Origin of the sequence: Mesorhizobium sp. M0051 (assembly GCF_040323235.1) — a bacterium.
Taxonomy (GTDB): Bacteria; Pseudomonadota; Alphaproteobacteria; order Rhizobiales; family Rhizobiaceae; genus Mesorhizobium.
The window spans coordinates 114,682-128,120 of sequence record NZ_JAMYUT010000004.1 but is presented as its reverse complement, the minus strand read 5'-3'; the positions used below and the strand labels follow the sequence as shown (position 1 = coordinate 128,120).

The window sequence follows — 13,439 nt, the reverse complement described above, 5'->3', positions numbered from 1 at the left end:
CCTCCAAAATAGGCGATCCCTGGGGATTTTTCCATGCCAAGTTTCAACGTGTCACATAGGCCAGGAAACGGCCCGTTAGACTATAGTTGCAGGGCGGCTGGGCTTCGCCGTCAAATCGGGCCGCCGTGCTGGACTCGACTTCTTGCCCGTGTATTGTCTCGAACGAACCGACACGGAAATCGAGGATATCCCCGAACGTCGGTCATCCAAAAGGGAGGAACTGCATGGATCGTCGTTCATTCATTCGCAAGGCTGGTGTCACAGGCGTCGGCGCCGCGGCGGCGGCGGCCACTCTGGCGGCGCCCGCAATAGCTCAGTCCAATCCCAAGGTGACGTGGCGGCTGGCGTCGTCCTTCCCGAAGTCCCTCGACACCATCTATGGCGGCGCCGAGGTGTTCTCGAAGATGCTGTCGGAAGCCACCGACGGCAATTTCCAGGTCCAGGTCTTCGCCGCCGGCGAACTGGTGCCGGGCCTCCAGGCCGCCGACGCCACCACCGCCGGCACGGTCGAAGCCTGCCACACGGTGGCATATTATTACTGGGGCAAGGACCCGACATGGGCACTCGGTGCGGCGGTTCCCTTCTCGCTCAACGCACGCGGAATGAATGCCTGGCATTACCATGGCGGCGGCATCGACCTGTTCAACGAGTTTCTCGCCACGCAGGGCCTTTTCGGCCTGCCGGGCGGCAACACCGGCGTGCAGATGGGCGGCTGGTTCCGCAAGGAAATCAAAACGGTGGCCGACCTTTCCGGCCTCAAGATGCGCATCGGCGGTTTTGCCGGCAAGGTGGTGCAGAGGCTCGGCGTCGTGCCGCAGCAGATCGCCGGCGGCGATATCTATCCTGCGCTGGAAAAAGGCACCATCGACGCCGCCGAATGGGTTGGGCCCTATGACGACGAGAAGCTCGGCTTCTACAAGGTCGCGCCCTATTACTACTATCCCGGCTGGTGGGAAGGCGGCCCGACCGTCCATCTGATGTTCAACAAGGCGAAATACGACGAGCTTTCGCCGACTTACAAGTCGCTTCTGCGCACTGCGGCACAGGCCGCCGACGCCAACATGCTGCAGAAATACGATTATTTGAACCCTGCGGCGGTGAAGCGGCTGGTGGCCGGCGGCGCGAAACTGCGCCCGTTCAGCCAGGAGATCATGGCGGCCTGTTTCGAAAAAGCCAACGAGGTCTATGCCGAAATGGAAGCCTCCAACGCCCCGTTCAAGAAGATCTGGGAATCGATCAAGGGCTTCCGCAAAGAGCACTATCTCTGGGCGCAGGTGGCCGAATACAATTACGACACCTTCATGATGGTTCAGCAGCGCAACGGCAAGCTGTAGCCCCATCTGAGAGACCTCGGGCTTGCGCGGCAAAGGATTGAAGTTTGCGCCGCCCCTCATCCGCCTGCCGGCACCTTCTCCCCATCACTATACGAGGAGAAGTGCCTGGCAGGGCGATGAGGGGCGGCGCAAACGCTCGTATAACAATCTGCGGTAGCCACTCAGACCCGGCTGGGCACCACCAGCACCTTGACCTCGCCGGGCGCCGGTGGATTGGCGATCACCGCTGCCGCGTCTTCGAGCGGCACCTGCCTGGAGATCAGCCTGTCGATCTCGATTACACCCGATGCAATGAGTTCGGCGGCGCGGCGATGGGTGTGAGGATTGAGGAAGGAACCGAGCACCTTCAGTTCCCGGAACAACAGGTCGAAGGGCTCGAACTCCGCTTTCATGCCTTGCGGTGTCACGCCGACGATGACGACCGTGCCACCGGCGCGGGCCATGCGCATTGACTGCTCCACGGTCTCTCGCACGCCTGCGCATTCGAACACCACGTCGGCTCCGCCCGGCACCAGACCGGCTGGTCCGGCGATGGCTTCGATGACATCGGCGGCGGTCGGATCGATCGTCGCAGTGGCGCCGATTTCCTCGGCGAGCACGCGCCGCGAGGCTTGCCTGGTCGACAGAATGACGGTGGTGGCCCCGGCCAGTCTTGCCAGTTGCACGGTGAGCAGGCCGATCACGCCGCCGCCCAGCACGACCACCGAGCTGCCCGGCCGGATCCCGGCAAGGTCCACGCCATGCAGACAACAACCGAGCGGCTCGCAGAATGCACCATGCATTGGATCCAGGCCCACAGGCAGGACAAAAGCCTGCTTCTGCGGCAAGGCAAGATATTCGGCAAAGCCGCCGTCGCGATGGATGCCGATGGCTTGCAGATTGCTGCAGAGGTTGACCCGCCCGGCATGACAATGCGCGCAACGCCCGCAGGCGATGTTGGGGTCGCCGGTGACACGATCGCCAATGGCAAAGCCGGATACGGATGCTCCGATCGCCTCGACGATGCCGGAGAACTCATGGCCGGGCGTCACCGGCGGCGTGCACGGAAATTCGCCGTGAAACAGATGCCGGTCTGTGCCGCAAACACCACAGGCTTCGACACGCACCAGAAGCTCGTCCGGCCCGATATCGGGTTTGTCGACTTCGCGCAGCGCGATGCTGCCCACCGCTTCCAGCCGAACCGCCTTCATGATCTTGCCCATGCCAGGTTCAGTTGAAGCTTGGCGGCTGCGACAGATCCGGCTGCGGTGCCGCCGGTTGGGCCGGCGCCGGTTCGCCGAAGCTCGGCGGCTGCGACAGATCATCGGGCGCGGCGGGAGCGGCTGGTGCCGTGCCGCCGGCAGATGGTGTGCCGAGTGGCGACAGGCCGGGTGCCTCCGGCACTTTGTAATCGATCGTGCCCGGATCGACGGTCGTTCCCTTGTAGTGCATCACCATCTGCGGGAAGGCGATGGTCAGTCCGATCATGATCACCTGGATACAGACGAACGGCACCGCGCCCCAATAGATCTGTCCGGTGGTCACGGGTGCGATCTGTTTACCGGTGAGGCGGTCGAGATAGGGCACGCGGGCGGCCACCGAACGCAAGTAGAACAGCGCGAAGCCGAAGGGCGGGTGCATGAAGCTGGTCTGCATGTTGACGCCCAGAAGCACGCCAAACCAGATCAGGTCGATGCCGAGCTTGTCGGCGGCCGGCGCCAGCAGCGGCACGATGATGAAGGCGAGTTCGAAAAAGTCGAGGAAGAAGGCGAGGAAGAAGACGAGCAGGTTGACGCCGATCAGGAAGCCGACCTCGCCGCCCGGCAGCGAGATCAGTAGGTGTTCGACCCAGATGTGGCCGTTGACGCCGTAGAAGGTCAGCGAGAACACCCGCGCGCCGATCAGGATGAACAGCACGAAGGACGACAGCCGCGTCGTCGAGGTCAGCGCCTGCTTGACCACGTCCAGCGACAGCCTGCCTTTTGCCGCCGCCATGATCAAGGCGCCGACCGAGCCCATGGCGCCACCCTCGGTCGGGGTGGCGATGCCGAGGAAGATGGTGCCCAGCACCAGGAAGATCAGCGCCAGCGGCGGGATCAGCACGATGATCACCTGCTGCGCGAGCCTCGACATCATGTTGAAGTTCAGGCCTTTGTCGGCAATGGCCACAATGTAGATAAAGAGCACTCCGGCGGTGGCGCCGAGAATGTCGGCATTGTCGCCATGCGTCGGCGCCAGATAGCGATACGCCGCGTAGGAAACCGCTGATGTGACCGCCAGCGCCACCAGCAAGGACATCACGCCATGGCCGAGCTTACGGGCCTCGAGCGGCAGCGCCGGCATCGAATTCGGCCGGATGAAGGACATGATCAGGATGTAGGACATATAGAGCCCGGTGAGCACGAGGCCCGGGATCAGCGCGCCTGCATACATGTCGCCGACCGAACGGCCGAGCTGGTCGGCGAGGACGATCAGCACGAGCGACGGCGGGATGATCTGGGCGAGCGTGCCAGACGCTGCGATGACGCCGGCCGCCACGCGCCGGTCATAGCCGTAACGCAGCATGATCGGCAGCGAGATCAGGCCCATGGCGATGACGGACGCGGCCACCACGCCGGTGGTCGCCGCCAAAAGGGCGCCGACGAAGATCACCGCATAGGCGAGGCCGCCGCGGATTGGCCCGAACAGCTGGCCGATCGTGTCGAGCAGATCTTCGGCCATGCCCGATCGTTCAAGCACGATGCCCATGAAGGTGAAGAACGGAATGGCCAGCAGCGTGTCGTTCGACATCACCCGGCTGCCGTAGAAATTATCCGGCAGTGCGTGCAGAAGCGGCCAGGCGAGGTTGATCGATCCACCGGAATAGGGCGAGAGGAGCACGCCGATGAAGAAGAACATCAAGCCGTTGGCGGCTAGCGAAAAGGCGACTGGATAGCCGATCAGCAGGAAGATGATCAGCGAAGCGAACATGATCGGCGCCATGTTCTGGGCGATGAACTCCATCACGAGCGCACCTCGTCGGCCAGTGCCTTGGCTTCGAGTTCGGCCTGCTCATGCACAGATATGAACGGGTTGGGATCGTCCATGTCGCCGCGCATGATGGCGATCTTCTTGATGATCTCGGAGACGCCCTGCAGCGCGAGCAGGAAAAAGCCGATGAGCAGGATGGCCTTGGCCGGCCAGATGATGAGCCCGCCGGAATTGTTGGACATTTCGCCGCTGCGAAACGACAGCGACACATAGGGAACGAAATAGACCACCATCAGCGTCACGAACGGCATCAGGAAAAGCAGATGGCCAAGCAGGTCGATCCAGTGCTGCACGCGGCGTGAAAACAGGCCGTAGACGATGTCGATGCGGATATGTTCGTTCTGCTTCAGCGTATAGGCGGCGGCCAGCATGAAGGCGGCGCCGAACAGATACCACTGCAGCTCGAGCCAGGCGTTCGAGGATATGTCGAACATCTTGCGGATGATGGCGTTGGCGGCGCTCACCAGGATCGCCAGCAGGATCAGCCACGACACCCATTTGCCAATGAACTCATTCGCACGATCGATGGTCCTGGATAGAGCGAGAAGCCCTGCCATGCATTCCTCCCTGTATGTCGGAGGCGTGCCGGCTCCCCCTTATTGTCCGTCACGCCACGTGGTCCAACGGTATGCCGTGCGTGGACTGACGGGTCAACAAGGATAGCGGCGGCAAGATATCATTGCACGGGAGAGTTGGGCGGATACCGGCTCTCTGCCCCGCGTCATGCAACCAAAGTCTGATGCGGTTCAGGCAATCTTGCCGGTGTCGCGGCCGGCGCCGATCAGCACCAGGATCGCGACCAGGAACAGGTACATCCACGCATCGCGCCATTCGAGCGGGAAATAGCCGGTCCACAGCGATTCGGCCATGCCGAAAGCGGCCGCGCCCAGCGCCGCCCGCGGCGGCGAGAGATAGCCGCCGACCGCCGTCACGAACAGGATCTTCAGCCCGTAGACGAGGCCGGAGCCGAAGCTGACATTCCCGTAATAGAGGCCGGCCATGATGCCGGCCAGCGCGGCGCAGAAACCGCCGAACAGCACAGCATGCCGTAACACCGCGCGCACGTCGACGCCGCACATCGCGGCTGCCTTGGGATCATCGGAAACGGCGCGCCATCGCCGGCCGAAGCCCGAACGGGCAAACGTCCAGCTGGCCAGGGCGATTGTCGCCAGCGCCACCGCGCAGTCGATGAGCTGGATAAGCGTCAGCGTCGCCTTGAAGGTCGCGCCGTGCGCGAAAACGACAGGCTGTGCCAGCATCGGCGGCAGCCACAAATCGTGCGTGTCGGCCGCGATGCGGCTCGCCTCGGACAACAGCAACAGGATGCCGAGCGTCGTTACCACGATCGCGTTGGGTGTACGGTCGGCCAAGGGTTCGAAGACGCTGCGGGACAGCACGTGGCTGAGCAGTGCGGCATAGAGGAAAGCCGCGACGACGCCGAGCGCCACCGCCGCGAGCAGCGTCAGCCACAGCACCTGATAGCCGAAGGCCGCGGTGAGGATCATCGTCTGGCCGCAAAAGGCGAACAGCGCGCCATAGGCGAGGTTGGTGCGGTGCAGGATGCCGTTGGTCAGCACATAGCCGAAGGCGAGCAGCGCGTAGAGCGCGCCCGAATGCAGCCCGTTCAGCACCTGCTGGAAGAAATAGAGCATGCGAAATCCTCGGAGCATGTCGCCCAAAAGTGCGAAGTGGCTTTGTGACGACGACATGCTCAAAAGGCTGCGGAGACCGCACCCCGACGTAAGGTTTGCATCGCTGAAACTAACTTGTCAAACGCGATTTATCGGTTAGATTTCTGGCATGACGGTATCCTGGACACCGCACCGCTTCACTGGCGGCCTGCTTGCGCTCGACACGGCGAACACCGTCGTGCGGCGCGGCGATCCGCAGAGGTCTTTCGACCGCTTCGATGATCCGGCCGAGATTGCCCGCTTCGCCGATGCGGCGAGCCGCTTTCGCGCCGCCGAGCTTGGCGGCAGGCCGCTGGCAGCGCCGTCACCAGAGACGATTGCGCCCGTCGTGCTGTCGATCCGCGAGGCGACTGACCGGCTGTTTCGTGGGGCGGTGTCGAAGGGTTCGATTGCAACCTCCGATTTGCCGGGCTTCCTCACAGCCTGCTCCGATGGCCTGGCCGGTAGCCGGACCGAGATCGGTGCGCCGGGAAGGCCGTTCGGCGATCCGGTGACGCCGATCGCCTTCGAGACGGCGCTGGCGGTTTCGGCGCTCTCGCTGCTGCGCGACGACACCACCGCAAGGCTCAGAATCTGTCCCAACTGCACCTGGCTGTTCGTCGACAGAAGCCGCAATTCCAGCCGCCTTTGGTGCGACATGGCGGTGTGCGGCAACCGCCAGAAGGCAAGTCGTCACTATCGTCGCCGCCGCATGGCGGAAAATGAGGTCAAGAATGCTTAAAGGTTTTTCCCGTTCGGTCGTCGTCGGTGCGGCACTCATCGCCGCCGTTGCGCTCGGCGCCTGCCGCGACACCGGCAACGATGACGGCAAGCTGTTCGAGATTTCCGGCAAGATATTCGTCTTCAACTACCGCCTCGCCAGGGCGACCTATGTGGTGACGCTACGGCCGCTGAAGCCGATGGGAGAAGGCCAGGTGGCGGTCGCCAGCTTCCAAGACCCGGCCGGCGGCGCGCCATTGGTGGTCGAGCAGAAGGTCTGGCCGAAGCTCGACAAGGTGACACTGGAAAGCCCGGCTCTGACCTGCGTCGTCAAGAACAAGCCCTATGCGATTGCCATCAGCATCAAGGGGGCCGACGGTGCGGTCCTGCAGGAGATCGACACCACGTTGATGTCGACGGAAGATCAGTCGATCCTGCCCGACAGGCCGCTGGTGATCGACCAGCTCTATACGGCCAATCCCGATCTCGTCGGCCATCCCGACGGCAAGCTGCCGGGCGAGCCGAAGCCGGATTGCTCGAAGGGCACCTGACCCGCCACTGCCAGCCCGGCTGCAGTGCCGCGCAATGCCCGCAGCGATGATTGCCGACTGCTCGTTGTGCGTTGCCTGGCACCTGCGATTTTGTTTGACCTGCCTTGCAAGGGGAGAAAGGATGCGTCATCCGATCCCGACGCTGGCCGCCTGCCCCCGCGCGGCCTCCGCAGAGGAAATTCCTGATGACGCTGCATGACGTCGCGCTCGACGATAAGTTCGACCTGGCAAAGGAGCGCATCTTCCTGTCCGGCGCGCAGGCGGTCATCCGCATGCTTCTGATGCAGCGCGAGCGTGACCGCCGCGCCGGCCTGAATACGGCCGGCTTTGTCTCCGGCTATCGCGGCTCTCCGCTCGGCGGCCTCGACATGCAGCTGTGGAAGGCCAAGAAACAGCTCGCCCAGGCCGATATCGTCTTCCAGCCTGGCCTCAACGAGGAGCTGGCCGCCACGGCTTGCTGGGGCGCGCAGCAGACGGAGCTGCTGGGCGAGGGCACCCATGACGGCGTCTTTTCGGTCTGGTATGGCAAGGGGCCGGGCGTCGATCGATCAGGCGATGTGTTCCGCCACGCCAATCTCGCCGGCTCGTCCAAGCATGGCGGCGTGCTCGCCCTGATGGGCGACGACCACATGGCCGAATCCTCGACCAACGCCCATGCCACCGAATTCCTGTTCGTCGACACGATGGTGCCAATCCTCAACCCGGCCGGCGTCCAGGAGATCATCGATTATGGGCTCTACGGCTTTGCCATGTCGCGCTTTGCCGGCACCTGGGCGGCGATCAAATGCGTCAAGGACAACATCGAATCGACGGCCTCGGTCGATGCCTCGCTCGGGCGGCTGAACATCGTGGTGCCGGATTTCGACATGCCGCCTGGCGGTCTCAACATCCGCCACGAGATCGATATGCTCGGCCAGGAGCAACGGTTGCATGAGCACAAGCGTGCCGCGGCTTCGGCCTTCATCCTTGCCAATGGGCTGAACCGCATTGTCTATTCGGGCGGCCGCAACCCGAAGATCGGCATCATCACGCTGGGCAAGAGCTATCTAGATGTTCGCCAGGCGCTGGAGGACATCGGCATCGACGAGGCGGCCGCCAACCGCATCGGCGTGCGGCTGTTCAAGGTCGGCTGCCCCTGGCCGCTCGATCTGCATCACATCGCCGATTTCGCCCGCGGCCTCGACACCATCGTCGTCGTCGAGGAGAAACGCTCGCTGATCGAGGTACAGCTGCGCGAGAGCCTCTACGGCACCGCAACGCAGCCCGTCATTGTCGGCAAGAAGGACGAGCGCGGCGACTGGCTGTTCCCTGCCAAGGGCGCGCTCGACCCCAACGAGATCGCCATCGCGCTTGGCGAGAGGATTGTCAGGACCATCGGCCCGTCCGAGGAGATTTCGGCGCGGGTGGCAAAGCTGCGGCAGTTCCAGGCAATGCTCGCCGACGCCACCGACATCGGTTCGCGCACACCCTTCTTCTGTTCCGGTTGCCCGCACAACTCCTCGACCAAGGTGCCGGACGGCTCGATCGCCGCTGCCGGTATCGGTTGCCACTTCATGGCGTTGTGGATGGACCGCAATACCCTCGGCTTCACGGCGATGGGCGGCGAGGGCGCGCAATGGGTCGGCCAGGCGCCGTTCTCCAAGCGCGGCCATATCTTCCAGAATCTCGGCGATGGCACCTACAATCATTCAGGCACGCTGGCGATCCGCTTTGCACTGTCGAGCGACGCCAACATCACCTACAAGATCCTCTACAACGACGCCGTCGCGATGACCGGCGGCCAACCGCACGAAGGTGGTCTGACCGTCGATATGATCGCCAGGCAGGTGCGGGCCGAAGGCGTCGACCGCATCGCCATCGTCACCGATGAACCCGACAAATATGCCGGCAAGGCCGAATTCCCGGCCGGCGCCACCATCCATCACCGCGACGATCTCGATCTCGTCCAGCGCGAACTGCGGGACGTTAAGGGCGTATCGGTCTTGCTGTACGACCAAACCTGCGCCGCCGAAAAGCGCCGCCGCCGCAAGCGCGGCACATTCCCAGATCCCGACAAGCGGGTCTTCATCAACGAGCTGGTCTGCGAAGGCTGCGGCGATTGCGGCGTGCAATCGAACTGTGTCTCGATCCAGCCGGTCGAGACCGAATTCGGCCGCAAGCGCAGGATCGACCAGTCCAGCTGCAACAAGGATTTCTCCTGCGTCAATGGCTTCTGCCCATCCTTCGTCACCGTGCACGGAGCCAAGATCCGCAAGGCCGAAGGCCTTGCCGGCAAGGCTAACCCGCTCGACGGCGTGCCGACGCCCGCCGAATTCGCGCTTGGCGAACAGGGCTGGGCGGCAATCATCGACGGTGTCGGCGGCACCGGCGTCGTCACCATCGGTGCTGTGCTTGGCATGGCCGCGCATCTCGAGGACAAGGGTTGCGGCATGATCGACATGGCCGGCCTTGCCCAGAAGGGCGGTTCGGTGTTCACCCATGTCCGCATCGCCCGCACCCCGGACGACATCCACGCCATCCGTGTTTCGGCCGGCAAGGCCGATCTCGTGCTCGGCTGCGATCTCGTCGTGTCGGGCGCCAAGAAGGTGCTGACCGCGGTGCGCGAGGGCCACACCATCTTCCTCGCCAACACCGCCGAGATCATGCCCGGCGAATTTGCCCGTTCGGCCGATTTCTCGCTGCCGATAGAGCGCCTGAAGAAAGCGATCCGCACTGCTGCCGGAGACGACAAGGCGCATTTCTTCGACGCCACCCGCACCGCCACGGCACTTTTCGGCAATTCACTCGGCGCCAACATGTTCATGCTCGGCTTTGCCTTCCAGCATGGCGGCTTGCCGCTCTCCGCCGAGGCGGTCGAGAAGGCGATCGAGCTCAATGGCGAGGCAGTGGCGATGAACATAGCCGCCTTTCGCTGGGGCCGTCGTGCCGCCCATCAGCCGGAATTCGTGCGCGGCCTCGTCGCCCAGCTGGGCCCAACCGTCCCTGGAAAGACCGGCCAGGCTGCGGACGTCGCCGAGACGCTGGACGACATCATTGCCCGCCGTGTCGCATTCCTGACCGCCTATCAGAACGGCGCTTATGGCAGGCGTTATGCCGAAAGACTGGCCCGGTTGCGAGCCGCCGAAGCGAAGGCGGTGCCCGGTTCGACCGCGGTGTCGGAACCCGCAGCCAGGAACCTGTTCAAGCTGATGGCGATCAAGGATGAGTACGAGGTGGCGCGGCTCTACACCGATGGCTCGTTTGCCGCCGAATTGGGCAAGCAATTCCAGAGCTACGACAAACTTGAATTCCATCTCGCGCCGCCGATCATGGGCCGCCGCGGCAATGACGGCAAACCCAGGAAATCGAGTTTCGGCCCCTGGATGATGAAGGGTTTTCGGCTGCTGGCAGCGATGAAAGGCCTGCGCGGCACGGTCTTCGACCTGTTCGGCTACACCGCCGAGCGGCGCATGGAGCGACAGCTTCTGGCACAGTACGAGGCGGATCTGGAGCTAATCGCCGGAGCGCTGGCGCCAGCCCGGGTCGACGCGGCGGTTGCGCTGGCCTCGGTGCCGGCTCTCATTCGCGGCTATGGCCATGTCCGGCAAGCCAGTGCCAAACAGGCGGCCGGCGAGCGCTCGCGGTTGCTCCAGCGCCTCGCAAACGCACCGGCGGGGGCGGCACTTCGAGCCGCCGAGTGAAGGCCTTGTTTACCTGAAGCTCGATTTCCCGGTCTGTCCTGCTTTTGCGCTCCTTGCGGCAACCGAGCCAAAGCCTCTGTTCTAAGCCTTTCTTAAGGCGGATGTGGGATGACGAGGCCTAGCGTTGGGCCGACGATATGGGCAGAACAAAGACCGAAAACATCCCGGCGGATGTTTATATCCAGTTTGTGCGGTCGTTGTTCGACAACGCTCACATGCTGGTGATTGGCGGCGTGTGCTACTGGATCCTCGGATTCATGATCTACTTGCGCACGCACGATTCATTGTTCCTGGCTTTTTCTTTTAGTCTGCTGTCCATCAGCCTTTTCCGCTATTTCGGCATTCGCGACTTCCAAAAGGCGGGCGGCGTAATAGCCAATGTCCAAGAGGCGCAGCAGTGGGAGCGCAACTATATCCTCAAGGGCAGCCTGCAGGGCCTCGGCCTGGGCGCGCTGTGCTTCATATCGATCTATGTGTATCCTGATCCCTTTGCCGAACTGGCCGCGACGTCGCTGGCCATCGCAACCCTGGTGACGGTTGTTGGCCGGAACTACGGATCTCCGCTCATGGTGCGGATTTTTTCCGTGACCTTCATTGGTCCGGCAGCACTTGCACTCTTGCTGCGCATGGATATCCCCTCGGTCGTTCTGGGGCTGATGATCATCCCCTTGACGTTCATCACGATCAACAGCGCCGACCACGTCCGCAACGTGCTTTTCTCGGCGGTCATCGGTCACAAGGAAGCGAAGAAGCTCGCGCACAGGTTCGATCGCGCCCTCAACACCATGTCACATGGCCTGGTCATGCTCGGCCCCGACGGCCGCGTGGCGGTAGCCAATGCCGAAGCTGCCCATCTGATGTCGCTCAAGTCCGGGGATGCGCTGCTTGGGCGATCCATCCACGGTCTTTTGATGCGTGGCGTCGCCGCGGGCATGTTGGCACCGAACGATTGCCGCTACATCGAGGCCCAGTTGACGCGCGCCTTGCGCGAGGGCCGCGACCGCAAGGTGCTTGTTTCCCTCGCCAACGGCCAGCACTATGAATTTTCGGCACGCGAAGGCAGCCAGGAGCTGGGCGTCATCACCTTCGAGGACGTGACGGGGCGCGTCGAGGCGGAAGACAAGATCCGCTTCATGGCGCGTTACGACAATCTTACCGGCCTGCCCAACCGTGCCTATTTCCACGAGTTGATCGGCGAGGCCATGGCGTCCGGCGACCGCGACCGTTTCTGCGGGCTGGCGGTGCTCGACCTCGACGACTTCAAAAGCGTCAACGACACGCTTGGACATCCGATCGGCGACGGGTTGATCTACGCCGTTGCCGAGCGGCTTGCAGCCATTGCCGGGCAAGGCATCACGGTCAGCCGTTTCGGCGGCGACGAATTCATGGTCTTCTTCGACCGAGTCGAGGATGAGAGCCATCTGACAAGCCAGCTCGACGAGATTTTCGCCGGACTGCAGGGGGAGGTGGACGTTGCCGGTCACGGCCTGCGCATCCAGGCCAGCGGCGGCGCGGTGCTGTCGCGGGTGAAGGATACCGATGTCGACGCCATGATCGTCAAGGCTGACCTGGCGCTCTACAAGGCCAAGGAACTCGGCAAGAACGGCTGGCGGCTATTCGAGGCGGCAATGGACGCAGCGTTCCGCAACCGTCAGCTGATGAAGGCGGATCTGCGCAGCGCGGTGGAAAACAAGGAATTGCGGGTAGTCTACCAGCCGATCGTGGCGATGAACACGATGCGCATCGCCGGTTGCGAGGCGCTCTGCCGCTGGGACCATTCCGATCTCGGGCCGATCTCGCCCAGCATCTTCATTCCGCTGGCCGAGGAAATGGGAATCATTTCCGAGATCAGCACCTTCGTGCTGCAGGCAGCCTGTACCGAATGCGCCAAATGGCCCGACCAGACCAGCGTCTCGGTCAATCTGTCCGCCAAGGATTTCCGCAGCCGCGATGTCATCCAGAAGGTTCGCGATGCGCTGGCGAGCTCTGGCCTCGCCGCTGGCCGGCTGGAAATCGAGGTCACCGAAACGGCGCTGCTCGATGACAAATCTCTGACACGCCAGTACATCGAGGAATTGAAGCAGATTGGCGTGCGCATCGCTCTCGACGATTTCGGCACCGGCTATTCGAGCCTGAGCTATCTGCACAAGCTGCCGCTCGACAAGATCAAGATCGACCGCTCATTCCTGATGGACGTCACCCAGAACCCGCGTTCGTTGGAACTACTCAAGGGCATCGTCAACCTGTCGCGGCCGCTGGGGCTTTCCGTGACTGTCGAAGGCGTAGAGACCTTCGAGCAGCTCAAGATCTTGGCCTTGCAGGTCAAACCCGATCTCGTTCAGGGCTTCCTGTTCGGTGCCGCGCTCAGTGCGTCGGGTATCGAGACGATGTCGAATGTCACTTGGCCTTTCGCCGCTGACCTGCGCCTCACCGGCAAACGGACAGCCAGTTAGCGCCGTGACCGACAGCTCAAGC

General features: G+C 63.1%; 9 protein-coding genes. 5 read left to right on the top strand and 4 right to left on the bottom strand.

Features of this window, described 5'->3' with window-relative positions; translation table 11 throughout:
- Positions 1-224 precede the first annotated feature (224 nt).
- Complete coding sequence (locus tag NKJ90_RS06005) at positions 225-1,334, top strand: TRAP transporter substrate-binding protein (protein ID WP_023761451.1); 1,110 nt, start codon at positions 225-227, stop codon at positions 1,332-1,334.
- Positions 1,335-1,495: 161 nt separating this feature from the next.
- Here the strand turns inward: NKJ90_RS06005 and NKJ90_RS06000 are convergent, their stop codons facing one another.
- The 4 genes from NKJ90_RS06000 to NKJ90_RS05985 form a co-directional block, all read right to left on the bottom strand.
- Positions 1,496-2,524: a zinc-dependent alcohol dehydrogenase family protein gene (locus NKJ90_RS06000; RefSeq protein ID WP_023761452.1), complete on the bottom strand. Its 1,029-nt coding sequence runs from the start codon at positions 2,522-2,524 to the stop codon at positions 1,496-1,498.
- Positions 2,525-2,543: 19 nt separating this feature from the next.
- On the bottom strand, positions 2,544-4,316 hold the full coding sequence (locus NKJ90_RS05995) for a TRAP transporter large permease (protein WP_352485807.1): 1,773 nt from the start codon (positions 4,314-4,316) through the stop codon (positions 2,544-2,546).
- The gene (locus NKJ90_RS05990; RefSeq protein WP_023761453.1) at positions 4,316-4,900 is read right to left on the bottom strand and encodes a TRAP transporter small permease subunit; all 585 of its coding nucleotides are present in this window, start codon (positions 4,898-4,900) and stop codon (positions 4,316-4,318) included. The genes NKJ90_RS05995 and NKJ90_RS05990 overlap by 1 nt, the downstream gene beginning before the upstream one ends.
- 189 nt (positions 4,901-5,089) lie before the next feature.
- The gene (locus tag NKJ90_RS05985) at positions 5,090-5,995 is read right to left on the bottom strand and encodes a branched-chain amino acid ABC transporter permease (RefSeq protein WP_023761454.1); all 906 of its coding nucleotides are present in this window, start codon (positions 5,993-5,995) and stop codon (positions 5,090-5,092) included.
- A 148-nt stretch (positions 5,996-6,143) separates the two neighbouring features.
- Here NKJ90_RS05985 and NKJ90_RS05980 point away from each other — a divergent pair, with 148 nt between their 5' ends.
- From NKJ90_RS05980 to NKJ90_RS05965, 4 genes are all read left to right on the top strand, one after another.
- The gene (locus tag NKJ90_RS05980) at positions 6,144-6,755 is read left to right on the top strand and encodes a CGNR zinc finger domain-containing protein (RefSeq protein WP_023761455.1); all 612 of its coding nucleotides are present in this window, start codon (positions 6,144-6,146) and stop codon (positions 6,753-6,755) included.
- Complete coding sequence (locus tag NKJ90_RS05975) at positions 6,748-7,284, top strand: hypothetical protein (protein WP_023761456.1); 537 nt, start codon at positions 6,748-6,750, stop codon at positions 7,282-7,284. Before NKJ90_RS05980 ends, NKJ90_RS05975 begins: the two co-directional genes overlap by 8 nt.
- Positions 7,285-7,469: 185 nt before the next feature.
- Entirely contained in the window at positions 7,470-10,964 is a 3,495-nt protein-coding gene (locus NKJ90_RS05970) for an indolepyruvate ferredoxin oxidoreductase family protein (RefSeq protein WP_023761457.1), read from the top strand.
- Positions 10,965-11,101: 137 nt separating this feature from the next.
- Positions 11,102-13,417 carry a putative bifunctional diguanylate cyclase/phosphodiesterase gene (locus NKJ90_RS05965; protein WP_352485804.1) on the top strand — a complete coding sequence of 772 codons (2,316 nt, stop codon included), beginning with the start codon at positions 11,102-11,104 and terminating at the stop codon, positions 13,415-13,417.
- Positions 13,418-13,439: the final 22 nt, after the last annotated feature.

Excerpts from the sequence above, each read along its gene's own strand:
- NKJ90_RS05980 (WP_023761455.1), top strand. The coding sequence starts at position 6,144 with ATGACGGTATCCTGGACACCGCACCGCTTCACTGGCGGCCTGCTTGCG.
- NKJ90_RS05965 (WP_352485804.1), top strand. The coding sequence starts at position 11,102 with ATGGGCAGAACAAAGACCGAAAACATCCCGGCGGATGTTTATATCCAG.
- NKJ90_RS06005 (WP_023761451.1), top strand. The coding sequence starts at position 225 with ATGGATCGTCGTTCATTCATTCGCAAGGCTGGTGTCACAGGCGTCGGC.
- NKJ90_RS05985 (WP_023761454.1), bottom strand. The coding sequence starts at position 5,995 with ATGCTCTATTTCTTCCAGCAGGTGCTGAACGGGCTGCATTCGGGCGCG.
- NKJ90_RS05970 (WP_023761457.1), top strand. The coding sequence starts at position 7,470 with ATGACGCTGCATGACGTCGCGCTCGACGATAAGTTCGACCTGGCAAAG.
- NKJ90_RS05975 (WP_023761456.1), top strand. The coding sequence starts at position 6,748 with ATGCTTAAAGGTTTTTCCCGTTCGGTCGTCGTCGGTGCGGCACTCATC.
- NKJ90_RS06000 (WP_023761452.1), bottom strand. The coding sequence starts at position 2,524 with ATGAAGGCGGTTCGGCTGGAAGCGGTGGGCAGCATCGCGCTGCGCGAA.
- NKJ90_RS05990 (WP_023761453.1), bottom strand. The coding sequence starts at position 4,900 with ATGGCAGGGCTTCTCGCTCTATCCAGGACCATCGATCGTGCGAATGAG.
- NKJ90_RS05995 (WP_352485807.1), bottom strand. The coding sequence starts at position 4,316 with ATGGAGTTCATCGCCCAGAACATGGCGCCGATCATGTTCGCTTCGCTG.